The sequence below is a fragment of the Pseudomonas putida genome (genome assembly GCF_028682175.1).
Lineage (GTDB): Bacteria > Pseudomonadota > Gammaproteobacteria > Pseudomonadales > Pseudomonadaceae > Aquipseudomonas > Aquipseudomonas putida_AD.
This window is the reverse complement of the sequence record NZ_JANHKS010000045.1, coordinates 20,918-44,570: the sequence shown is the minus strand read 5'-3', so window position 1 is coordinate 44,570 and position 23,653 is coordinate 20,918. Positions and strand designations below refer to the sequence as shown.

Sequence of the window (23,653 nt, the reverse complement as noted above, 5' to 3'; positions counted from 1 at the left end):
CACCAAAGGCCAACTGCAGGCGACCGACGTCGACGCAGGCGATGTACTGACCTACAGCGTCGCCGATGCCAGCAAACCAGCCGGCTTCAGCGTCAACGCCGCTGGCCAGTGGACTCTGGACGCCGGCAACGCGGCGTACCAGCACCTGGCCGCAGGCCAGACCACCACCCTGTCCGTGCCGTTCACCGTCACCGACAAGGCCGGTGCGAGCAGCACTTCGGTACTGACCATCACCGTTACCGGCACCAACGATGCGCCTGTGGCCAAGCTCAGTTCCGGTACCGGCGTGGAAGACACCACCACCACAGGCCAGCTGCAAGCCACCGATGTCGACGACAACGATGTACTGCACTACTCGGTCGCCAACGCCAACAAGCCAGCCGGCTTCAGCGTCAACGACGCAGGCGTGTGGACACTGGATGCCAGCAACCAGGCGTATCAACACCTGGCCGCCGGTGAAAAACTGACACTGACCGTGCCGTTCACCGTTACCGACAAGGCCGGCCTGAGCAGCAGTTCGGTTCTGACCATCGTCGTCACCGGCACCAACGACGCGCCTGTGGCCAACGCCACCAGCGCAACGGGCCTGGAAGATGCCGGTCAAACCACGCCTGCAATCGCCATCACCCTGAGCGGCAACGATGTCGACGGCACCGTGAGCAAGTTCAGCCTGTCCGACCTGGACGACCTGAGCAGTCACGGCAAGTTCTACAGCGATGCCAATGCCACGATCGAGCTGACCAACCTCAGCAACATCGCAGCCACGAACAATTCGGCGACGATCTACTTCAAGCCGACTGCAGACTGGAGCGGCAGCACCAGCTTCAACTACACCGCTGTGGATAACCTGGGCCTGGCAAGCAGCAAGGCGACTGGCACCATCAACGTCACTCCGGTCGTCGATCAGCCGTACGTGACCGTCGGCAGCGACGTGATCACCAGCACCGGTCTGGTCAAGGACGTCTGGGTCAAGACCCTGCAAAACATGGGTAACAACGGCAACGGTGCAAGCGAAGACACCATCAAGGCGGGCTTCGCCAGCGCGCCGGCCCCGACCAGCGAGACCACCGCAACCAACGCCAGCGAGAGCAACGTTGTCGAGGGGACCGGCACCAAGCTGTCCGGCCTGATCTACCTGGAAGCCGGCAAGACCTACACCTTCGGTGGCTCGGCGGACGACAGCCTGCTGATCACCATCGGCGGCAAGACCGTTGCCAACGCGGCGTGGGGCACTGCCGGCGGCGCGATCAGCGCGACGGGTTACACGCCCACCGCGACTGGCTATTACACCCTGGACATCTACCACTACAACCAGGCGGGTGCGGGCAACTACAACATCAACCTGACCACCACCGTCGGCAACACCAGCCAGACTGTGGCGCTGACCAGTGCCAACGTGCCGCTGTACGCTTCGTTGACCGACCTGACCAATTCGGGCCTGACCGTTTCGGACCTCAATGAAGTCAGCGGCGTCAAAGGCGAGGGTTACTACGCCGGTTACGAGCTCAACCACGGTCTGGAAAATGGCGTGGTCAAGCTGGCTCCGGTTGCCGCAACCTTCACCGACAGCCAAGACGGCTCCGAGACGCATACTCTGGTCCTGAAGCTCACCAGCTCCACCGGCGACGCCAAGGCCCTGGCCAACGGCATCATTACCGATGGTGAAGGACACAGCGCAACCCTGGCCGATGCGGCCAAAGGGCTGGATGTCAGCACCTGGAATCTGGCAAGCCTCACCGTCAAGACGGCCTACTACAGCGGCCAGTTCACCCTGAACGTCACTGCGACCGCCACGGAGAAAGCGCTGGTGGGCGTGCCTGGCGCCACGGCGACCGCGACCGACAGCAAGAACATCGTCGTCACTGTCGATGCAGGCACCTACAAGGCCACCGAAGGCACGGCCGGCGACAGCACTGTCACAGGTACCGCGACCAACGACATCGTCGTGGCGGACGTCAGCGCGATGAAGCTGGTCAAGGGTCAGAACTACGACATCGCGTTCATGGTCGACACCTCGAGCAGCATGTCCGGCAACCTGAAAACCATGGTTGATCAGATGAAGCAGGTGTTCTCGACTCTGGCTGCTGCGGCAACCAGCGAGCAGGCCGGCACCGTCAAGATCTACCTGACCAACTTCGCCAGCAGTGCGGCCAACGGCATCACGGTCGATCTGTCGAAAGCCGGCGCCCTGACCACGCTGAACAACTACCTGGACGGCCTGAAAGCCAGCGGCAACACCAACTATGAGGCGGTTTTCAACAAGACCACTTCCTGGTTCGGCAGCAGCGATGCGGTGAACGCCGGTGCGCAGAAGTTGACCTTCTTCATCACCGACGGTCAGCCGAACGTGTTCGACTCCAGCATCAAAGGCGTCGGCAGCACGCTCGATTCGCACACCACTGCCGCCTACAACAAACTGGCAGCAGCAAGTAACGGTATCGAAGCGATTGGCCTGAACACCAGCGCGCTGGACAAGTACGACACCAACAACCACTCGCAGAATGTCATTGACGTTTCCAAGCTCAAGGACGCGATCCTGAGCAACGAAACCCTGATCGGTCCTGGCAAGGACACCGTCACCGGCGGCGACGGCAACGACATCCTGTTCGGTGACGCCATCCACTACGGCACGCTGGAAGGGACTGCGGCGCTCAAGGCATTCGCGGCCGATGCGTTGAAAGTCAACGTATCGACCATCGATGACAAGGCACTGCATCAATTCATCTCCAGCCACGTGGACGATGTCTCGAAACTGGCCAACGGGTCCAATACCTACGACACCAGCAAGTTCCCGCTGCTGGCAGACGGCAACGACACCCTGCTGGGCGGCAACGGCGATGACATCCTGTTCGGCCAGGGCGGCACCAACACCCTGATCGGCGGCAAGGGCAACGACATCCTGGTCGGTGGCAGCGGCAAGGACACCTTTGTCTGGCAGGCTGGCGACACCAACAGCGGTGGCTTCGACGTGATCAAGGGCTTCAGCGAGAAGGTCGACAAGATCGATCTGCATGACCTGTTGCAAGGCGAGGACAGCAACGACCTCAACAACCTGAGCAAGTACCTGCAGATCACCAACGATGGCAAGGACACCACCATCGAAGTCAGCAGTGCAGGCAAGTTCACCACCGCGACCACGGCGGCGAACGCTGGCAGCACGGCCGATGTGCATATCAAGGTCGAAGGCGTGACCTGGAACAACGACATGCTCAAATCTCTGGTTCAAGGTACTGATCCGACCATCAAGGTCGATCATCACTGATAGATCAGTCGCGTGAGCTGATGTACTGTGCTGGCAGCCGTTACCGACGGCTGCCAGCCGTTGCATTCAATGAGGAATGAGCCATGTTTTACGTTCAGCGCGATGCAGAGGGTGTGCTTGTTCGTGTGGAGGCGGCAGCCTTTGCCGAGGCGACAGACCAGCTACCGGCCGACGATCACGAGATCCAGGCGTGGTACGCCAACGAGATCGTTGAAAAGAGCCTGAACAAGTTGAAGTTGAGCGACACGGACATGATCCGGGTACTCGACGACTTGATTCAGGTATTGACCAGCAAAGGAATCCTCAACATCACCGACCTGCCCCCGGCAGCCCAGGCGAAGTTGATGGACCGTACCCAGGCCCGTGAAACCCTGGGCGGCCTGAGCGATTTGATCAATGATGATGAAACGCGGTTGATTTGAAGAAGCAAGAATCCGAAACGTAGCAGCACGGCTTGCCGGCGGGGGCGCCCTCAGGAACGCCCGCGGGCAAGCCCGGCTGCTATGAATGGGCTTTGTACGCAAATGTTGTGAACATCGCTGATCCTGTGGGAGCGGGCTTGCCCGCGAAGGTGTCGGATCAGACGCATCGAAGCTGACTGATCTATCGCCTTCGCGGGCAAGCCCGCTCCCACAGAACTGCGTTTACCGGTCTTGTCTATTACCCCGCCATCACTTCCACGGCGCAGGGTCACCGACCAACTGGCCCTGCACCCCTTCCATGCCCATCTCGACGATCACCTTGCGCTCGCCCTCGGTCTCGACCCGTTCGGCGATCAATGGCAAATCGATGCTATGCGCAGCACGCTGAACCGCTTCGATGAACAGCCGCTTGTGGCTTTCTTCGTCGATGGCGCGAATGTAACTGCCGTCGATCTTCAGGTACGCCAGGCCAAGATGCGCCAGGTTGCCGATCATGCTGAAGCGCCCGCCAAAACGCTGCAGGGCCAGGGAGAACCCGGCCGACTTCAACCGACGCGCCAACTTCTCCAGCACCGCCTGTTCCGGCAACTGTTCCTCGCCGATCTCGAACGTCAGGCGCGAGCCCACCTTCGGATGCTGACGCAGCAATTCGAACACCTGATCCAGCGCATCGGCGTCAGCCAGCGTCGGCGCCGAGAGGTTCAGCGCCAGGCTTTGATCGTGGGTTTCAAGATGCGCCAGCACCTGCTTGAGCATCATCAGGTCCAGCCGGCTCGACCAGCCAAAGCGCTCGATCCACGGCAGGAACCGTCCTGCCGCGATGGCGTAGCCCTGCTCGTTGATCAGCCGCGACAGCACTTTGTAATGCAGCACCCGGTCAGGGCTGGCCGACTCGACCACAGGCTGGAAAAACAGCTCGAAGCGGCCATGGGTCAGCGCATGATCCAGCGTGCGATACCAGGTGTGCTGATCGTCACCCACGCTCGCCACAAGGCCATTCTCGGCGTAGCTCCAGGTCTGCTCGCCCTGGGTTTCGGCTACCGACAGCGCCTGGTCGGCCAGCCCCAGCAAGGTCAACGGCGCCTCACCCGGCGTATAAGCGGCCAGGCCCATGTGCGCGACCGGTGACAGGTCGGAAGCACCGGTAGCACCCAGTACCTGCAGCGCCTGCTCAAGGTCCTTGACCAGCTCCAGCGCCTCATCGCGTTCCATGCCCGGCGCCAGAACGGCAAACTCACCACCGCGGGAGCGGCTGATAAGGTTGCGGATCTTCGGATATTTTTCGCAGTGATTGCTCAGCACCTGCGCCACCGCGATCAACAATGCGTCAGTACGCTTGCCGCCCAGCCGCTGGTTCAGGCCCGTCAGATCCTGTACTCGCAGCAGCAACAGATGGCCTGCGCGGTGCTCCTCCTGACTGCTGACATGAGCCTTGAGCTGCATGTCGAAATAGCGCCGGTTCGACAGCCCCGTCAGGCTGTCCTGATAAGACTCCACCCGCAGTTTCTCGCTGCGCTCGGTGCTCTCCTTGAACAGCGCCTTTAGCTTCTCGACCATCTGGTTCATCGCCTGAACCACCCGCCGCAATTCCGGCGTGCGAGGCAACTCAGGCAAGGTCAGAAACTCGCGACGGCCGATAGCCTGGGACTGCTCGACCATGTAATCGAGCGGCTTCAACTGCCGACGCAGCAGCATCGCACCGAGAATCGCGCTGACGATGCCACACACTACCAGCCAGCCCAGGCTACCCAGCGCGCTCTGCCACAACTTGGCCAGGGCGAACATCGGATGGCTGACCACCTCGACCCGCGCCGCCTGCTCCCAACCCCGGCTGACGATGGCCTCGCCGCCCGCCGGCTCAAGGCCGATGGCATTGATGAACCACTGCGGCACACCCTGGTTGTCAGGGGTTGCACTGCGCTCGACGATTACCGCGTTGGTCGCCAGGTCCACCACACGAATGCTCGCGTAGTAGCCGCTGTCGAAGATCGAGGTGGTCATCAGTTCGACCATCGCCGGGTCGTCGATGTTGGCCGTCAGCGACAGCGCCAGCGACGTCGCCGCATCCTGGGCATGTGAGCGCAACTGGTTGACGTACTGGGCCCGCGAGCTTTCCAGGCTGACGACAAAGCTGCCCGCGAACGCGACCACCAGAAACAGACAGATAGCGATCAACAGCTGTTTGAACAGAGACATCAGAGCTCCTAATTCTCAGGCTCGGCCGGGAAGCCTTCGGCGGCCATTTTCTTCAAAACGTCCTGCCAACGGGACAGACGCTTGGTATCGCTGACTTTCTTGTTGCCCTGCGCGCCCGGCAGCCACAACCCCTCGGCATTGAAGGAGTAGACCGGCAGGAGATCCTGCCGCTGGTTGGCGGGTTTGATTTCGTCGATCAGACTGTCGAGCACCAGCGGCATTGCATTGGGGCTCGAATAGTAAGTCAGCACCATGTGCGCACGGTTCAGACGCAATGCCTTGACGTAGGTGATGAGCAGCTTCTCGCTGGGCACACCCAGGCGGCGCAGGCTGAAATACTTGGCGATGGCGTAGTCTTCACAGTCACCTGCGCCCTTGATCAAGGACTCCACAGGCGTTGCCCAGTAATCGACCTCATGCCACAGGTCGATGTCTTCTTCGTAGCGCATCTGCTTGTTGAAGAACTGGTTCACCACTTTGAGCTTGTCCATCTCGCCGATCTGCTTTTCGGTCGACAGCAGATTCTGCCAGGCATCGATGCGCTGCTTGCCGGCCCCCAGAGGCCCATACAGCGATTCGGCCCGACGGCTGATGAGGGAAAAGTCCCAATCGGCACTCAGATAGCTCGCACACGCCGTGCACGTCAGTGCAAGCGCCAGAAGCAACCAGAATCCGGGGCGCTTGTGGGCGGAACGTACTGCCAATTCGTCTAGTCCATCGGGCGAGCGGAGAACCGGAGCAGATGGTGAGGGCTTGGGCGGGAAAAGACAATGGCGTAGTGAGATCATCGCTCCCTGTTACCTCACGTCGATTCCATTCACAACACCCCAACTGTAGCAGCCCGGCTTGCCGGCGGGCAGCGGTGTATCAGTGAATCCTCTATTGACTGACACACCGCTGCCCGCGGGCAAGCCCGGCTGCTACGAACGTAACGCGGCGCGGCGCGGTTACGGCTTACGCTTGCGCGGTCCGGTATTGAACACCGGCACCTTGCGCACAGGCTTGGCCGCCGGCGCTTCCGGCGCAGCGTCGCCACTGTCGACCCACTTGCCCAGATTGCGCTTGCCGCCGCCGCTGACTTTCGGCTTCTTCGGCTTTTTCGGTTTCTTCAGAATCTGCCCCGAGGAGTCGGTCACCGGGACCCGGTGCTCGGGCTCGAAATCCGGCTCTTCCTTGCGTTGCAGGGTCTGGCGGGTCAGGACTTCGATGGCGCTGAGCAGGTCGACTTCGTCGGCGCAAACCAGGGAGATCGCCTCGCCTGTCTGCCCGGCACGGCCGGTACGACCGATGCGGTGCACGTAGTCTTCGGCAACGGTAGGCAGGTCGAGGTTGACCACGGTCGGCAGGTCGTCGATGTCCAGGCCGCGGGCCGCGACGTCGGTCGCAACGAGGATCTGCACTCCGTTGGTCTTGAAGCGGTCCAGCGCGCGCTGGCGGGTCGCTTGCGGCTTGTCGCCGTGAATGCCGTCGGCATTGATGCCCAGACCCTGCAGACGGTCAACCAGTTGATCGACGCCGACGCGGGTCTTGGCGAACACCAGCACCTGGCCCCAACGCTGCTTTTTCAGCAGATGGATGAACAGCTCGCTCTTGCGCTTCTTGTCGACGGTGACCACCCATTGCTTGACCGAGGACGCCGCGACGTTACGCGGGCTGACTTCGATGCTCAGCGGGTTATCGAGCATTTGCCCGGCCAGTGCGCGGATCGGGTCGGAGAAGGTGGCCGAGAACAGCAACGTCTGCCGGCGTTTGGGCAAGGCTGCGTAGATATCACGCAGTTCCTGGGAGAAGCCCAGGTCCAGCATGCGGTCGGCTTCGTCGAGCACCAGGGTCTGAACCTGGGAAAACTTCACCGCGTTCTGACGATGCAGGTCCAGCAGCCGGCCCGGGGTCGCCACCAGCACATCGACTCCGCGCCGCAGTTTCATCATCTGCGGGTTGATGCTGACACCGCCGTACACCGCGTACGTGGCCAACGGCAGGTGTTCGGCGTACTGACGGATCGCCTCATGCACCTGTTCGGCCAGCTCGCGAGTCGGCACCAGCACCAGCGCGCGCACCGAGTTGGCGGCGACTTTCGGGCCTTCCATGGTCAGGCGTTGCAGCAGCGGCAGGGCGAAACCTGCGGTCTTGCCGGTGCCGGTCTGGGCAGCGGCCATCAGGTCGCGGCCTTCGAGCACAGGCGCGATGGATTTGGCCTGAATGGGAGTGGGCGTCTGGTAGCCAAGTGCCTCAAGGGCACGCAGCAGGGGTTCGATCAGGCCAAGGGAGGCGAATGTCATGGGGGTACCGTGAAAAAGGGTCAGCACATAGGGGCTGTAGATTAGCCAATACGTAAGTTTACCCTGTCTGCACTGCACTCTGCTTGCGCCACTGCGGCAAGCCGATCAACACGACGGCGCTGATGATGACGCACATGGCCGCCGCTTCCGCCGCACCAATGTGTTCATCGGCGAACAGGACACCCAGCATCACCGCCACAGCGGGGTTCACGTAGGCGTAGCTGGTGGCGGCCGCAGGGCGCACGTTTTTCAGCAGGTACATGTAGGAACTGAACGCGACGATGGAGCCGAACACCACCAGGTACGCCATCACCAGCCAGCCGGAGGTGCCGGGGGATTGAACCATGCGCTCGCCGCTGACGTAGCTGCCGATCAGCATCATGGCGCCAGCGGTGAGCATTTCGCAGCCACTGGCCATGGCGCCTGGGGGCAGCGGCAAGTAGCGGCTCCAGACCGAACCGAACGACCAGGTCGCGGCGGCGAAGATCACCAGCGCCGCGCCCAGCGGGCTTGCCTGCAGGTTGGAACCCAGGTTGAGCAGGCCGATGCCGATCAGGCCCAGCACGATCCCCGCCCACTCAAGCGAGGTGTTGCGGTGCCCCCAGAGCAGGCCGAACAGCAGTGTGAACAGCGGCACCACGGCCACCGCCAATGCCGCCACGCCTGACGCCACGCCGTTGTGCTCGGCCAGGGTCACCGCGCCGTTGCCGCAAGCCAGCAACAGGAAGCCGATCATGGCCGAGGCTTTCCACTCTTTCCAGGTCGGCATCGGCGCGCCGCGAAAGCGCATGAAGGCAAACAGGATGGAACCGGCGATGGTGAAACGCACACCGGCCATCATCAATGGTGGCCAGGTTTCGATACCGATGCGGATGGCAAGGTAGGTGGAGCCCCAGATCACATAGAGCGCGAAAAAGGCCCCGATCAGCAGCAGGGGAAAACGGCGAGTGGCAGGCATGAGCGGCTCAACTTTTTATTCGGTGAGTACCTCATCAGGATTCACCGGAGTGTTTTTTGAGGTGCCATTTTAAGGAGACAGCGTTTACATAATCAGTAACAACTGCAGATTATTCGACCCGTACACTTTCACACGCCCCACGAAGACCTACTGCATGACGCACTGCATCTGTAGGAGCGCGCTTGCCCGCGACAGCGGTGTGTCTCTCAACCTGTTTGTCACAGGCAGATCGCCGTCGCGGGCAAGCGCGCTCCTACAGCGTTCAGTGAACTCAAGCCCCGCGGTGTTTGCTGATGGCGTCGATCATTTTCTTCGCCGGCACTTTCTGCAACTTGCAGAGTAACTGGTGGGAAACAGCGGCGATCCCGTGGGTATTGCGCAATTCAAGGCTCAGGTGCGCGGTGAGGTTGGCAGCCATTTCGGCGTCGGCCATCGCCCGGTGTGCCTTGCCGGTATTGGGCAGGCCCGCCCAGGAGGTCAGGGTCCCGAGCTTGTGGTTGGGTGCGCTGGGCATCAGGCGTCGGGCGAGCAGCATCGAACAGGCGAAGCTCTGCTCGCGGGTGCGCTTGATGCGCGACAGTTCGTAATCCCAGAACTTCTGGTCGAACGCGGCGTTGTGCGCCACCAGCGGTGTCAGGCCGACGAATTCGGCGACTTCGTTCATGACCCGATCGGCCGGCGGTGCCGTGCGCAGCATGCTGTTGCTGATGCCGGTCAGGGATTCGATGAAGCCCGGGATGCGCACGCCGGCGTTCATCAGGCTCTGGTAGCGCTCGACGATGACGCCCTGCTCCATGATCACCACGGCAATCTCGGTCGCCCGGCAACCGCTGCCTGGGGAAATGCCGGTGGTTTCGAAGTCGATGACGGCGATGCGTTCTTGCATGGGTAAACCTTGATTCTGTGATTCGACGCAACCCACCTGTAGGAGTGAGCTTGCTCGCGATGACGGCGGATGATTCAACATCGTATTGGCAGTCGGACCGCAATCGCGAGCAAGCTCACTCCTACAGGTCCGTGGAGCCTGCTAATTCTTGAGCAGCAACCCGCCCTCGATCGGCACGTAGCGGCTGGCGGCGCGGATCAGCGAATTCGCGGTCAGCCCTGGCACACCGTAGGCCACTGCCTCGACGCCGTGCTTGCTGATGATACGGTCGAGCAGCAGGTCGAAATCACCGTCGCCGGAGGCCAGCACCACTTCGTCGACATTCGGCGCTACGTCCATGATGTCGATGGTGATGCCCACATCCCAGTCGCCCTTGGCCGAGCCATCGCTGCGCTGGATATAGGGCTTGAGCTTGACGGTGAATCCCAGGTTACGAAGGATCTGCTGGAATTGCTGCTGTTTGCTGTCGCCACGGTCGATGGCGTAAGCGTAGGCCTCGACGATCTGCCCGCGCTTGCTGATGTCCGCCCAGAGTGCGGCATAGTTGAAGTGGCAACCATGGGCCTGACGCACCGTGTAATACAGGTTCTGTACGTCGGCAAACACCGCGATTCTTCTCACCGGAACTCCTCGATGCGCTGACAGGCGACAACGGTCCGAAAACCGGACCGGCGCTCAGTATGCCAGTTTGGGGAGGGGATTGAAGAGAAGCGTTTGCTTTAAGGCCTGCAACGACATACCCCGTAGCAGCACGGCTTGCCGGCGGGAGCGGCGTGTCAGCCAATGCAGGGTTGCCTGACACACCGCCCCCGCCGGCAAGCCGTGCTGCTACGGGGGATATGCGGTTCAGCGATCATACGTACGAATCGTCATCATCGCCGCCGAAAAAGCCGCCATCGTCGCTGCCGTAGTCGGTATCGGCAAAACCGCCGGAGTCATTGCCCCAGCCATCGTTGCTGGTGACACGCTGCTGATCGTCGCCCCAACCGCTGCCATTGCCCAAATCGTTGTTACTGGCTGGCTGCGCAGGCTGTTCTTCGATGATCTCGACGATTTCCTGCGGCTGGCTGTTGTGGTGGAACAGGCTGCTGATGCCTTCAGCCAGCATCACACCGCCTGCCACGCCCGCTGCGGTTTTCAGCGCACCACCCAAAAAGCCACTACCAAACGGCGCAGCCGGCGCCTGTTGTTGCGGCGGTGGAGCGTAGTTGCCCTGCTGTGGCGCGTTGTAGGGCGGTGGGCTGGACGGGCCATTGTCGCGCCAGCCACCCGAGGACGGAGGAGGACTGGACGGGCGCGAAAAAGAAGAAGCCGGCTGCTGCGGCTGTTGCGGCTCGCGCGAGCCACCACCGAAGATGCTCGACAAGAAGCCACCGCCGCCCTGCGCGGGCGCCTGGGCCTTGGCGCGCTGCAGCTCGGCCTGCAATTGCTGGATCTGTTCGTCGCGTTGGCGGCTCTGGGCCTCCAGCTGCTTGATCGCGACCTCCTGCACCAGGATCGCCTGCGCCATGTAGTAAGGCGCGGCAGGTTGCCGGGTCAGGTGCTCCTTGATCAGCGCCTCGGCCTGGGCGTCTCGTGGGGCCGAATCGGTTTCCGCTTGCTTGAGTTTGGTAAACAAGCCATCGATCAGGGTTTGCTCTTCGCTGTGCATGGCGACCTCGTTAGATTGCCGTAGGAATTCTGTGACTGACGCAAGTGTCAGACACAAACAGTAATGGGGTGTTTCAAGGGGCTTTCAATAGGATGTAGAAAAAGTTAAGAAGCCTGCGACCGCCCATCCGATTGGCCCGCTCACCGGCTCTACGTTAAAGTGTCGGCCTGCTTTTTCCTGTGATCCTTTCATGAATCCGCTGACCATCATTCAAGACTCGCTTTACTTCTTCCGGCGTCATTTCGTCAGCATCCTGTCGTTGTGCCTGCCGCTGGTGATACTCGAAGCCCTGACCAAGCAAGTGCTGGGCAGCTCGGCACCAGACGGCTCGGCAAGCTGGCAACTGCTCATCGGCCTTGCGTTCTACCCGTTGTACACCGGTGGTCTAATCCTGTTCCTGGACGCCAAAACCCGGGGCGAAACGCCCGCCAAGCGCGATCTGTTCGCCGCCACGCTACGCCTGTGGCCGACGTTCGCCGTGCTGACCGCCCTGAGCACCCTGCTGATCATGGCGGGCCTGTCGCTGTTCATCGTTCCCGGTGTCTGGGTGATGATCAAACTGGTGTTCTCCGAGTACCTGCTGGTGCTGCGCGGCCTGGGCCCGCTGGATGCCATGCGCGAAAGCTTCAAGATGACCCGCGGCCATGTGGTGCGCATTCTGGTCTGCGTGCTGTTCGTCTACATCCCGCTGTCGGTGCTCGAAGGCCTGAGCTTCTACGTACTGCCTGAACAGCAAAGCCCGATGCTGTCGTTGGCGGTGGACTCCATTTCCAGCTTCCTGCAGTTGTTCATCAGCGTGGTGATGTTCCGTCTGTTCATGCTGATCGACGAGCCTTCACGACCGTCCTGAGGAGCGTCGATGCCCCGCCTGCTGCGTTATGGCGTGTTTCTGGCCCTGTTGCTCGCGCTGATCGCGGGGCTGATCTACAACCTGACCTGGCATCCGGCCAGGCACGAACGCATGCCAGTTTCCTGCAACGCCAGAGGCGCGGCGCCTCCGGTCCTGGTACCCGGTCAGGCGCTCAAGGTCATGACCTGGAACATCCAGTACCTGGCCGGCAAACGCTACGTGTTCTGGTACGACATGGCCGACGGCAGCGGCCCGGACAAGCGCCCTACCATTCAGGACATCGCCTACAACCTCGACGAAGTCGCCCGGGTAATCCGCGACGAACAGCCGGACATCGTGCTGTTGCAGGAGGTGAACGACGGCGCCAAGAACACCGATTACACCAACCAACTGGCCCTGTTGAAGGAGCGCGTCACTGACCTGTACCCGTGCAGCACCGAAGCCTTCTACTGGAAATCGGATTTCGTCCCCGATCCGCACATCTTCGGCAGCGTCGGCATGAAGCTCGCGACCCTGAGCCGCTTTCGCATTGAAAAGGCCGAGCGCCTGCAACTGCCCTCCCCAGAGGGCAACCTGATCGGCCGCCAATTCGAGCCCCGCCGCGCATTGCTGGTCAGTTACCTGCCGTTGGCCGATGACGGGCACCTGGCCGTGGTGAATACCCATCTGGGCGATTTCCACGAAGGCGACGACACCTTGCAACGCCAGGTCGCGGCCACCACGCAGTTGCTCGACGGGTTCGAGCAAAACGGCATCCCGTGGATCAGTGGTGGCGACTTCAACCTGCTGCCCCAAGGCCAATACCAACGCCTGCCCGCCGAGCAACGCGCGCAATATTCGCCAGAAAGCCAATTGCATGCGCTGTGGGAGAAATACCCGATGATCCCCAGCAATGACGACACCAACGGCGAGGATCGGCGCAAGTGGTACACCCGCTTCCCGAACGACCCACGCATCAGCGGGCCGGACCGCACCCTCGACTACCTCTTCTACAGCCCGACCCTGAAGCGTGTTGACGCACAGGTCCGCCAGGCCGACACCCTGCAGATCTCCGACCACCTGCCGGTGATTGGACGCTTTCTGTTGCCTGCTGCGCAGTAAATCACCTCCCACGCCCTCCGGGCAGAAACAAAAGCGGATGTCAGACAGACCCGCGATCCGCTTCTGCCCGAAGGGCGTAGCAGCCGGGCTTGCCCGCGGTCTGGCGCGCAGCGGCAGTAAAACCATCAACCTCGGTCGTACCAGACACACCGCATGCACCGGATTTACTGCCGGTTCCCGGCAGATCGCAGGCAAGCCAGCTCCCACGCCCTCCGGGCAGAATCAAACGCGGACGTCAGGCGCACATCCGATTCAGAAACAAAAGCGGACATCATGCGCACCTACGATCCGCTTAACCATCAATTGGCCGTCGCGGCCTTCTCGATCAAACGCGCCACAGCTTCAGGATGGGAAACCATGACCACGTGGGAGGCGCCCTGGATGACTTCGGCTTCCCTGGCATTTATCCGCTTGGCCATGAACGCCATAGCTTGTGGCGGGATGTTCTTGTCCTTGTCGCCGTAGATGTACCAGGACGCAATGTGTCTCCACGCAGGGTTGCCCGCCTTCTCGTTCAACGCAGCTTCGGTGACCGGTCGCTGGGTCGCGGCCATCAGCGCGGCCTGGGGAGCAGGAACATCCGCGGCGAACTGGTCGTGAAACTTGTCCTGCTGGATGTACAGGTCCTTGCCACCATCGGCCAGGGGGACCGCCGGTGCCAGTGTCGGGCCGAGCGTGCTGCCGGGGAATTTTCCTGCCAGCCCGGCGACGGTCTCTCCGGCTTCCGGCGCGAAAGCACTGACATACACCAGCGCCTTGACGTTGGGCCGGTCGTTGGCGGCTTCGCTGATGACGTTGCCGCCATAGGAGTGGCCCACCAGCACCACCGGGTGCGCAATGCTGGCGATCAGGTTGGAGATCGAGGTGGCGTCACTCTTGACCCCACGCAGCGGGTTGGCCGCAGCCACCACCGGGTAACCGTCCTTTTCCAGAATCTGCACCACGCCGTTCCAGCTCGATGCATCGGCAAAGGCGCCGTGCACCAGCACGACCGTGGGTTTCTCGGGCTGGGCAGACGCATTGGCGCCCACTACCAGGCTGGCCGCAAACGTCAGTGCGACGAAGAGCTTGTTCATGGATAACTCCTTGATGGACGCCGTCACGGCGCGAATCGGGTGAAGACGTAATCGTGGTTTTGCACGCGAGCCTGGTGGCAGGCGAAGCAGGTTTGGTGTTGAGCTTCATCGGCAGGCTTGCCGTCGATGAAGCGGCCAAATCCCCAGCCGCCGGTGGAGGCGTATTTCTTCGAGTCCTTGACCATCACCTGAACCGTGGTGGCGGCGCCGGGGATCGATGCGGGCTCGAATTCGGGCGACTGGACGTGCTTCCAAGCCAGCTTGACCAGCACCGTGCCGTCGGGAAACGGCAGCACACCGCCTTCATAGGCGTTGATCGCCACCTCGTTGCCGACCACCGCACGCAGTTCATTCAAGGGCGCGGCCTCCTGTGCGGGGGCGATCAACACCCATTTTCTGTAGCCCTCGGGCACCTTGACCCCGTAGATCGGCGACACCTGGGCATCACTGGAATCGCCCAGGGCGACTCCAGCAGTGGCCAGCGCGACCGTTCCCGCAATGACGCCAATGGCCGTCAGTCGCTTGAGTTTCATCGCTGCGTTCCTCACAACCGGCTCAAAGATGATCGGCGTCGACAATCGCCTGGGCGAACGCCTGCGGCGCTTCCTGGGGCAGGTTGTGGCCGATGCCGCCGCTGATCAGGCGGTACTCGTACTTGCCGGTGAAGCGCTTGGCGTAGGCCTCAGCAGGTGGGTGCGGGGCGCCGTTGGCGTCGCCTTCCATGGTGATGGTCGGCACGCTGATGGACGGAAAGGCTGCGAGTTTCTTCTCGATGGCGTCGTAGCGCGCCTCGCCCTTGACCAGCCCCAGGCGCCAGCGGTAGTTGAAGATCGAGACCGCCACATGGTCGGGGTTCTGCAAGGCGGCTGCGCTGCGGTCATAGGTGGCGTCGTCGAAATCCCACTTGGGCGAGGCCAGTTTCCAGATCAGCTTGGCGAAGTCATGGGTGTTTTTCTCATAGCCCAGGCGACCGCGCTCGGTGGCGAAGTAGAACTGATACCACCACTGCAATTCGGCCGCCGGCGGCAACGGCGCCTTGCCCGCTTCCTGGCTGCCGATCAGGTAACCGCTCACCGCGACCAGCGCCTTGACCCGCTCAGGCCACAGGGCTGCAACGATGTCGGCGGTGCGCGCACCCCAGTCGTAACCGCCGATCACTGCCTGCTTGATCTTCAGGGCGTCCATGAAGTCGATCAGGTCCACCGCCAGCGCCGCAGGCTGGCCGTTGCGAACGGTCTTGGCCGACAGAAACCGCGTGTCGCCATAGCCGCGCTCGTAGGGAATCAACACCCGATAACCCTTGGCCGCCAGCGCAGGCGCCACATCCACGTAGCTGTGGATATCATACGGCCAGCCGTGCATCAGGATGACCGGCGGCCCATCCGCCGGGCCGACTTCGGCGTAGGCCACATCCAGCAGCCCGGCCTTCACATGCTTGAGCGGACCGAATGAAGTGTTGCTGCCAACGGTTATCGGGCCAATCGTGGTCGCGGCCACCTCAGCGGCGCTGGCCTGGGAGCATGCCCCGCCCAAGGCGCCCAGTTGCAGCAGCGCAACGGCCAGGATCGAGGGAGCCAGCAGGCGCCGACGCAGGGGCGCGGCGCTCGGGTTGATTGCAGTCAGTTTCATGATGAACCTCCTTTGCGAGCCGCCACAGGCGGCACAGATAGTGGTCACAGACCGGTTATTGCCCGGCCTTGGCGCTGTCGGACTTGACCGAGGCACGCAGTGGACGGAACGCGCTGCGCAGTTCTTCGCTGAACAACTGGGGTTGTTCCCACGCCGCGAAATGCCCGCCCTTGTTCACTTCGCTGTAGTAGGAAAGCGAAGGATAGGCGCGCTGTGCCCAGCTTTTTGGCGCGCGGTAGATTTCATGAGGGAATACCGTGATCGCCACCGGCACCGTGATCGTGTCGGTCTTCTGCGCGGCGGCGCTGAAATTATTGTTGTTGTTCTCCCAATAGAACCGGGAGGAGGACGCACCGGTGTTGGTCAGCCAGTAGAGGCTGATGTCGTCGAGCATTTCGTCACGGCTGAGCACGCGCTCGGGCTGGCCGTCGCTGTCGGTCCAGGCGGCAAATTTCTCGTACATCCACGCGGCGGTGCCGGCAGGCGAATCGGCCAGCAGATAGCCGATCGTCTGCGGACGGGTCACCATCATCGCGCCGTAGGCGGCGTTGCGGCCGAAGAAGGTTTTCAGCGAGTCATAGGCACGCAGCTCTGCACCGCCCAGGCCGGTAGGCGCCGACTCGCCGCTGTTGATCGGCTTGACCAGCTCCGGCGGCACGGTGGCCGGCATGTTCAGGTGAATGCCCAGCAAGCCCGGAGGCGCCAGGCGCCCCAGTGCATCGGAAATCACCGAGCCATGGTCGCCTCCCTGGGACACATAGTGGCTGTAGCCCAGGCGCTTCATCAGCACATCCCAGGCCTTGGCCACGCGATCAGGCCCCCAGCCCAGCTCCGTGGGCTTGCCGGAAAAACCGTGGCCGGGGATCGATGGAATCACCACGTCGAACGAATCCTCGACTTTCCCGCCGTACGCCACAGGATCGGTCAGCGGGCCGATGGTCTTGAGGAATTCGAACTGCGAGCCCGGCCAGCCGTGGGTCAGGATCAGCGGCATGGCGTGGGGATTGCGCGAGCGCACGTGAATGAACTGGATGTCCACGCCGTCGATGGTGGTGATGAACTCCGGCAACGCATTGAGCCGGGCCTCGGCCTTGCGCCAGTCATAGCCATTGCCCCAATACTTGACCAGCGCCTGGACCTGCGCGAGCTGCACGCCCTGAGAGGTATCGGCCACCGTTTCCTTGTCCGGCCAGCGGGTGTGGGCGATGCGCTGCTTGAGATCGACCAGCTCGGCTTCGTCGACATGAATCTTGTAAGGGCGGACGGCGGCACTCGCAGGGTCGGCTGCAAGAACAGCGGGCGTCGAACCGGCAAACAACGCCAGGCCAAAGGCGCCCGCCAGGGCCGAACCGGCCAGACGACGCTGCCAGGTCATCGGGGGGATGGCTGCATGCATGATCAATCTCCTTGGGAAGTGGCCGGCCCGGATGGGTAGGCTTAGCCACGCTCCGACTCACGTGAGACTGATGACACCACCGCCTCTTGCCCCAAGCGATTACACCAAGGTGTCGGTGCATACCTATGTATAGGGCTGCGCATAACGGCGGCTATCAGGAGCTAACCGCGTGCCACGACGACACCCACGTATGATGGTCCGGCGCAGCTCCCCTGGCGCATCCTCAACAATCGGCGACAGCGAGAACACCACCGGCATGCACAACGAAATCGAGCGACCTCGTGCAACCGAAGACAGCCTGCGCAGCCTGATCGACGCCGTGCCGGGATTTGTCTGGAGCGCTGCGCCCGATGGCTACGTCACCTTTCTCAATCAGCGCTGGGCCGACTACACCGGCGTGCAACTGTGCGATGCCCAGGGCTTTGGCTGGACCCAGTCCCTGCACCCCGACGATGCCCCGGAGCTGGCGGTCTACTGGGGGCAGCTGTTGCAGTCAGGCGAAGCGGGTGAGTACGAGGCCCGGCTGCGGCGCTTCGACGGCACCTATCGCTGGTTCCTGATCCGCGCCGTGCCGCAGCGTGACGAGTCCGGCGCGATCCTGTGCTGGTACGGCGAAAACACCGACATCGAAGACCGCAAGCGCGCCGAGATGCTGCTGGCCGGCGAGAAACGCCTGCTGAGCATGATCGCCGGCGGCTCGGCCCTGACGCCGATCCTGGAGGCGCTGTGCGAGCTGGTCGAGGCCTCGTTCAACGGTGGGTTGTGCAGCATCGTGCTGGTCGATCTGAAACACCCCTACCCCGCATCCGAACCCGTGCCGCGCATCCAGCCCGGCGCCGCGCCTCATGTGCCAGTCGATCTGGTGCCGGGTGCCGACGGTCGGCCTGCCGATGCAGTGCTCTGCCCCGTCGCCATGGCCGCAGTCACCAACGAACAGGTGATCGTGGGCGACCTGAACCACGAAACCCGCTGGAACGGCTGGCGCACCCGTGCGCTGTCCCATGGCTTGCAGGCCAACTGGTCAACGCCTGTCACTTCGACCAACGGCACGGTGAGCGGGATCCTGTCGATCCTCCATCGCGAGCCACAAACCCCGTCCACGGCGCAGCGCAATCTCATCGCCCAGTGCACCCATCTGGCGAGCATCGCCATCGACCGCGCACGCAACGAGGCTGCATTGGGCAAGATACGTTCCGAGCTGACGCACCTGGCGAGGGTAGCAAGCCTGGGCGCTCTGACAGCGTCCATCGCCCACGAGGTCAACCAGCCGCTGGCGGGCATCATCACCAACGCCAGCACCTGCCTGCGCATGCTCGGCGCTGATCCGCCCAATGTCGCCGGAGCCTTGGAAACCGCGCGTCGCACCATTCGCGACGGCAACCGCGCCTCGGACGTCATCAACCGGCTGCGGGCCTTGTTTTCCAAGAAAAGCATCACCCTCGAAAGCGTAGACATCAACGAAGCCGCGCGGGAAGTCATCGCCATGCTGCTGGGCGAACTGCAACGCAACGGCGTGATGCTACACCCCGAATTTGCCGACAACCTGCCTCAGGTGATGGGTGACCGCGTGCAATTGCAGCAGGTCATTCTCAACCTGATCCTCAATGCCACAGAGGCGATGAACACTATCAGCAGCCGCTCGCGACACCTGCAGGTCAGCACCCACGCTGACGACAACGACCGCGTCTGCCTGACGGTGCGCGACAACGGCAACGGCTTCGACCCGCAAGATGTGCAACGGCTGTTCACGGCCTTCTACACCACCAAGAGTTCGGGCATGGGCATCGGCCTTTCGGTCAGCCGTTCGATCATCGAACGCCACGAAGGCTCGCTGTGGGCGACCGTGAACGAGGACGGCCCCGGCGCCAGTTTCCGCTTCGCGCTGCCGCGCATCACCCAGAGCGACAACGCGGGCGAGAGCGTCACGACCCAGGAGACCCCCTGATGGATACCCCATTGCTGATTACCGTGGTCGATGACGACGAATCCGTGCGCGAATCGTTGCCGGATCTGCTGCGCGAATTCGGGTTCCGGGTTCAGGCCTTTTCGTGCGCTATGGATTTCCTTGCGTCCGAGTACCTGGCACAGACCCGCTGCCTGATCCTGGACATCGCCATGCCAGGCATGTCCGGCCTTGAGCTGCAAAAGGAACTGAAGTTACGTCGCTACGACATCCCGATCATTTTCATCACCGCTCACGGAGATCCCGCCGAGCGCCCGCGCCTGATGAGCCAGGGCGCCGTGGAGTGCCTGATGAAACCCTTCAGTGAAGCTGCGTTGCTCAAAGCCCTGAGCGCCGCGCTGCCGGTGAGCTGAGTGCAGGATCGAGCCCTTGAGGAGGTGGCTTATGAGAACTGACGACGCGCTTGCGCAAGGACGCAAGGCCGTGACGAACGACCCCACCCCGGTGGTGTTCGTGGTCGATGACGATGTTTCAGTGCGCGAGTCGCTGGAGTTGCTGATCGACTTCGCCAAGTGGCGACCAAGACTGTTCGAGTCCGCCCGGGCGTTCCTCGACCAACCCCAGGCACCGGTGCCCAGTTGCCTGGTGCTGGACATCAACCTGCCTGACCTGAACGGCCTGGACCTGCAAAACATGATCGCCACCGAGCGCCCGGACCTGCCGATCATTTTCCTCACCGGGTATGGCGACGTCCCCCTCACCGTGCGCGCCATGAAGGCCGGGGCCATGGAGTTTCTGACCAAGCCGTTCGATGACGAAGTGCTGCTGCGCGCCATCGCCGATGCGCTCGACCACAGCCGCGCAGCGCTGGTCCGTGAAGACGGCCTTCGTTCACTGCGCAGCGCCCACGCCACCCTGACCCCGCGCGAGCATGAGGTGCTGGGCATGGTGGTGGCCGGTCGGTTGAACAAAGTGATCGCGTCGGACCTTGGCATCAGCGAGATCACCGTCAAGGCCCATCGCGGCAAGGTGATGCGCAAGATGAAGGCGCGCTCGGTGGCCGATCTGGTCAGGATGTCCGCGCTGCTGGGGCTGCGCTGAGCTGCCGGACTAAAGCTGTTCCCAGAGCGCCTGCAATTGCCGCAAGTCCAGGGTGTCAAAGCCTTCGGTGAACTGCTCCCGGCACAGACCGATCAGCGCTTTCGCCTCGCTGCGCCGCCCGCGATCCAGCCAGAGCGCCGCCAGATCCATCGAGGTTCTCAGCGCCCACGCCCGCGCCCCTTGTTTGCGGGCCAGATCCAGCGATTCGGTCAGCGTGATCTCGACCCTTGTGTAGTCGGTAGGCGAGAGCGTCTTGAGAATGCCCGCCTTGATCCGCAGCAACTCAGGCAATGCAAAGGCATCCGCGCTGATGCGGCAGTGCGCGATGGTGCGATCGACCTGAGCCAGCGCCTGCTCATGACGCCCGGCAAGGATCAGTCCTTCGACCAGCGAGATTTCGAACGAGGTGGTCAACAGCTCGTAACGCATGCCTTGCAGCCGGGCCAGACTCTCATCCAGCATCGCCACGGCGTCACCCGGCTCGCCGGCGCGAATCGCAATGGCGGCACGAATGCCCATGGCCGCCGCGATGTAGGGACCGAAAGCGTTGGCGTGGGCGATGCCGGCGAAGGTGTCGATGCGCTCGGCTGCCTTGTCCAGATCGCCGGTCCAGACGTAGATGCACAGCGTCCAGATCAGGGCGATGCAATAGGTGATCGAGTGATCCAGCGCCGCCGCCTCGGCCTCGACCTGCTCGGCCCACTCGCGCGCCTGATCGGCATAGCCCATCAGCCAGAGCGTGCGGGCCAGGCCCAGGCCGGTCCGGTTGCGGTGATCGAAACCGTAGTGAATGGTGCTGCTGCGCTCGGACGGCAGACTGTTGCGCAGGGACAGTTCAAGCTCCTCGCGCGCCAGGGTCTGGTTGCCCAGCAGGTGGTGGGAAATGCCCGCCAGGGACGCCGCCACGGCGATGGCCTCCGGCTTGCCGATGTCATGCCCGACCTCCACCGCTTGCTCGGCCCAGGCCAGCGAAGACGGGAAATCGCCGATGCGTTCGTAGAAGATCTGCAACCGGCCAAGCACGCGCAAACGCGACCATTGATCCCCCAGCGCCACGGCAATATCCAGCGCCCTGAGCAGGGCCTTTTCGGCCAACTCGCTGTTGCCCTGGGTGAACATGAAGGCCAGCCCCAGCGCTGCTTGCAGCTCCATTTCGGTCGGTGTGCCGAAGTAGCCAAGCTCCAGCAACTCGATGGCCCGGGCGCACCAGGTGCGGCATTCGACCATCAATGAGAAATGCAGGAACAACTGTGAGCTGGCCGCCGCCAAGGGCAGCGCCAGGCCCGGATCACCATGGGGGCCGAAGCTCCATTCCAGCGCGCTTCGCACATTCCCCAACTGGCTGGCCAGGCACGCCGAGCGCTGGTAGATCTCCCCCGGCGAGACGCCAAGATGACCCAGCAGGTCCATGTAAAACGCCGCGTGGCGAAACGCCAGGAGATGCACCTGGGCATCGCCCTGGGCCACCAGTTTTTCCCGGGCATAGGCGCGGGTCATTTCCAGTAAACGGTAAGCGCCCACCGGATCGGTGAGGTCCACCGCCACCAGGCCTTTGGCAGCCAGTTCGTCGAGCATCGCCGCTGCTGTCACCGAATCGATCTGCCCATCGGCGACCACCTGGGAGGCAGCCTCCAGTGAAAACGGGCCGACGAAAATCGCCAGGCGGGCGAACACCAGGCACTCGTCCGCCGACAGCAAGTTGTAGCTCCAGTCGAGCATGGCGCGCAGGGTCTGGTGCCTTGGCTGCGCGGTGCGCCGGCCGGACCAGCCCAAGGAAAACCGCTCGCCGAGCAGGGCGTGGGTGGCACGCACACCGTAGGCACCGACGCGCACGGCCGCCAGCTCGATCGGCAGCGCCATGCCTTCGAGGCGGCGGCACATGTCGACGATCATCTGCGCGTCTTCGGCGTCCAGCACCAGGGTCGCGTTGCCCGACGATGCGCGCTCGACGAACAGCTCAATGGCGGGAAATGCGAGCATTTCATCGACCGACAATTCCTGGGTTTCGCCCGGGAAATCCAGCGGGTTGAGCCAATGCACATGCTCGCCTCGGGCACGCAGCGGCTCGCGGCTGGTGGCCAGCAGGCTCACTCGCGGGGCTGCCTCGCGGATCTGCTCGGCGATGACAGAAACGGCATCGATCAGGTGCTCGCAATTGTCGATGACCAGTAACAGTTCCTGGGCCTGCAGATGCGCCAGCAGCACCACCATCGGGTCATCGACCTGTACCGGAATATCCAGCGAACCGGCCAGCGCAGAAGGCACCAGCAAGGGATCCTCGACCTGGGCCAGGTCCACGAAACGCACGCCGCCGGGACGCGCCGCATGAATCCTGTGCCCGACTTCAATCGCCAGGCTGGTCTTGCCGACCCCGCCTGCGCCGACGATGGTGAACAGCTTGGGCGTCTGCAAACGCTCGACGACCATCTGCACGTCGGTTTCGCGCCCGATCAATCGAGTGCGCGAAGGCAGGCTGCCCACCGTGCTGGAAAAGCGGCGCACAGGCACGGCTGCCACTGGCTGCTCCACCAGCGGCTGCTCGCCCTCGAATCGCTCGATAGGCGCGACGAAGGCGTAACCGACGCCCACCTGCGTGCTGATGTAGCGGGCACCCTCCTCGCCATCGCCGAGAATTCGCCGCAGGCCGGTCATGTGGAAGCGCAGGCTGCCCTCTTCCACGACCACATCCGGCCAGACCCTGTCGATCAGTTCGCGCTTGGACAACACCCGGCCCGGACGCTCGAGCAGCGCAATCAGCAGGTCCAGCGCCCGTCCACCGATCTCGACGGCAGCACCGTCGCGGGTCAGCAACCGCTTGCCCGGCGTTACGCAGAACGGGCCGAAGGCAAAGCGCAAGGCGAGGGATTCGTGCAGGTCGTCCAGGGCTGACTCCACGGGATCGTTGTCCGAAAATTGAGGGTAATGCCACCCGATGTTGAA

The 23,653-nt window shown here is 62.7% G+C and carries 19 protein-coding genes; 7 read left to right on the top strand and 12 right to left on the bottom strand.

Annotation, left to right across the window (positions count from 1 at the left end; all coding sequences use genetic code 11):
- Both NPS29_RS23360 and NPS29_RS23355 read left to right on the top strand, forming a co-directional pair.
- On the top strand, positions 1 to 3,262 hold a 3,262-nt coding region (locus NPS29_RS23360; protein ID WP_274135448.1), incomplete at its 5' end, for a VCBS domain-containing protein.
- A gap of 83 nt (positions 3,263 to 3,345) precedes the next feature.
- Positions 3,346 to 3,684 carry a tryptophan synthase subunit beta gene (locus NPS29_RS23355; protein ID WP_274135447.1) on the top strand — a complete coding sequence of 113 codons (339 nt, stop codon included), beginning with the start codon at positions 3,346 to 3,348 and terminating at the stop codon, positions 3,682 to 3,684.
- Positions 3,685 to 3,933: 249 nt separating this feature from the next.
- Here the strand turns inward: NPS29_RS23355 and lapD are convergent, their stop codons facing one another.
- The 7 genes from lapD to NPS29_RS23320 form a co-directional block, all read right to left on the bottom strand.
- Positions 3,934 to 5,880, bottom strand: coding sequence for a cyclic di-GMP receptor LapD (gene lapD / locus NPS29_RS23350; RefSeq protein WP_274135446.1), 1,947 nt, complete (start codon positions 5,878 to 5,880; stop codon positions 3,934 to 3,936).
- A gap of 8 nt (positions 5,881 to 5,888) precedes the next feature.
- Complete coding sequence (gene lapG, locus NPS29_RS23345) at positions 5,889 to 6,584, bottom strand: cysteine protease LapG (RefSeq protein WP_400609148.1); 696 nt, start codon at positions 6,582 to 6,584, stop codon at positions 5,889 to 5,891.
- Positions 6,585 to 6,827: 243 nt separating this feature from the next.
- Positions 6,828 to 8,162, bottom strand: a complete 1,335-nt coding sequence (locus NPS29_RS23340) for a DEAD/DEAH box helicase (RefSeq protein WP_274135445.1) — start codon at positions 8,160 to 8,162, stop codon at positions 6,828 to 6,830.
- Positions 8,163 to 8,220: 58 nt separating this feature from the next.
- Entirely contained in the window at positions 8,221 to 9,120 is a 900-nt protein-coding gene (gene yedA / locus NPS29_RS23335) for a drug/metabolite exporter YedA (RefSeq protein ID WP_274135444.1), read from the bottom strand.
- 271 nt (positions 9,121 to 9,391) lie between these two features.
- Positions 9,392 to 10,006, bottom strand: a complete 615-nt coding sequence (locus tag NPS29_RS23330; RefSeq protein ID WP_274135443.1) for a 3'-5' exonuclease — start codon at positions 10,004 to 10,006, stop codon at positions 9,392 to 9,394.
- 141 nt (positions 10,007 to 10,147) lie between these two features.
- Entirely contained in the window at positions 10,148 to 10,627 is a 480-nt protein-coding gene (locus NPS29_RS23325; protein WP_274135442.1) for an NYN domain-containing protein, read from the bottom strand.
- A gap of 232 nt (positions 10,628 to 10,859) precedes the next feature.
- Entirely contained in the window at positions 10,860 to 11,657 is a 798-nt protein-coding gene (locus tag NPS29_RS23320) for a DUF2076 domain-containing protein (protein ID WP_274135441.1), read from the bottom strand.
- 190 nt (positions 11,658 to 11,847) lie between these two features.
- Here NPS29_RS23320 and NPS29_RS23315 point away from each other — a divergent pair, with 190 nt between their 5' ends.
- Positions 11,848 to 12,507: a YciC family protein gene (locus tag NPS29_RS23315; protein WP_274135440.1), complete on the top strand. Its 660-nt coding sequence runs from the start codon at positions 11,848 to 11,850 to the stop codon at positions 12,505 to 12,507.
- A 9-nt stretch (positions 12,508 to 12,516) separates the two neighbouring features.
- A complete protein-coding gene (locus tag NPS29_RS23310; protein WP_274135439.1) occupies positions 12,517 to 13,608 on the top strand; it encodes an endonuclease/exonuclease/phosphatase family protein in 1,092 nt (363 codons plus the stop codon).
- A gap of 299 nt (positions 13,609 to 13,907) precedes the next feature.
- Here the strand turns inward: NPS29_RS23310 and NPS29_RS23305 are convergent, their stop codons facing one another.
- The 4 genes from NPS29_RS23305 to NPS29_RS23290 are packed head-to-tail and all read right to left on the bottom strand — an operon-like array spanning position 13,908 to position 17,709.
- Positions 13,908 to 14,684: an alpha/beta fold hydrolase gene (locus NPS29_RS23305; protein WP_274135438.1), complete on the bottom strand. Its 777-nt coding sequence runs from the start codon at positions 14,682 to 14,684 to the stop codon at positions 13,908 to 13,910.
- 23 nt (positions 14,685 to 14,707) lie between these two features.
- Positions 14,708 to 15,217 carry a cytochrome P460 family protein gene (locus NPS29_RS23300; protein WP_274135437.1) on the bottom strand — a complete coding sequence of 170 codons (510 nt, stop codon included), beginning with the start codon at positions 15,215 to 15,217 and terminating at the stop codon, positions 14,708 to 14,710.
- Positions 15,218 to 15,239: 22 nt separating this feature from the next.
- Positions 15,240 to 16,313, bottom strand: coding sequence for an alpha/beta fold hydrolase (locus tag NPS29_RS23295; RefSeq protein WP_274135436.1), 1,074 nt, complete (start codon positions 16,311 to 16,313; stop codon positions 15,240 to 15,242).
- 55 nt (positions 16,314 to 16,368) lie between these two features.
- The gene (locus NPS29_RS23290) at positions 16,369 to 17,709 is read right to left on the bottom strand and encodes an epoxide hydrolase family protein (protein ID WP_274135435.1); all 1,341 of its coding nucleotides are present in this window, start codon (positions 17,707 to 17,709) and stop codon (positions 16,369 to 16,371) included.
- A 169-nt stretch (positions 17,710 to 17,878) separates the two neighbouring features.
- Here NPS29_RS23290 and NPS29_RS23285 point away from each other — a divergent pair, with 169 nt between their 5' ends.
- The 3 genes from NPS29_RS23285 to NPS29_RS23275 are packed head-to-tail and all read left to right on the top strand — an operon-like array spanning position 17,879 to position 20,713.
- Positions 17,879 to 19,654 carry a PAS domain-containing sensor histidine kinase gene (locus NPS29_RS23285; RefSeq protein ID WP_274135434.1) on the top strand — a complete coding sequence of 592 codons (1,776 nt, stop codon included), beginning with the start codon at positions 17,879 to 17,881 and terminating at the stop codon, positions 19,652 to 19,654.
- The gene (locus tag NPS29_RS23280) at positions 19,654 to 20,025 is read left to right on the top strand and encodes a response regulator (RefSeq protein WP_274135433.1); all 372 of its coding nucleotides are present in this window, start codon (positions 19,654 to 19,656) and stop codon (positions 20,023 to 20,025) included. The genes NPS29_RS23285 and NPS29_RS23280 overlap by 1 nt, the downstream gene beginning before the upstream one ends.
- Positions 20,026 to 20,056: 31 nt before the next feature.
- Positions 20,057 to 20,713, top strand: coding sequence for a response regulator transcription factor (locus NPS29_RS23275; RefSeq protein WP_274135432.1), 657 nt, complete (start codon positions 20,057 to 20,059; stop codon positions 20,711 to 20,713).
- A gap of 9 nt (positions 20,714 to 20,722) precedes the next feature.
- Here NPS29_RS23275 and NPS29_RS23270 read toward each other — a convergent pair whose 3' ends face one another.
- A complete protein-coding gene (locus tag NPS29_RS23270) occupies positions 20,723 to 23,608 on the bottom strand; it encodes an ATP-binding protein (protein WP_274135431.1) in 2,886 nt (961 codons plus the stop codon).
- Positions 23,609 to 23,653 lie beyond the last annotated feature (45 nt).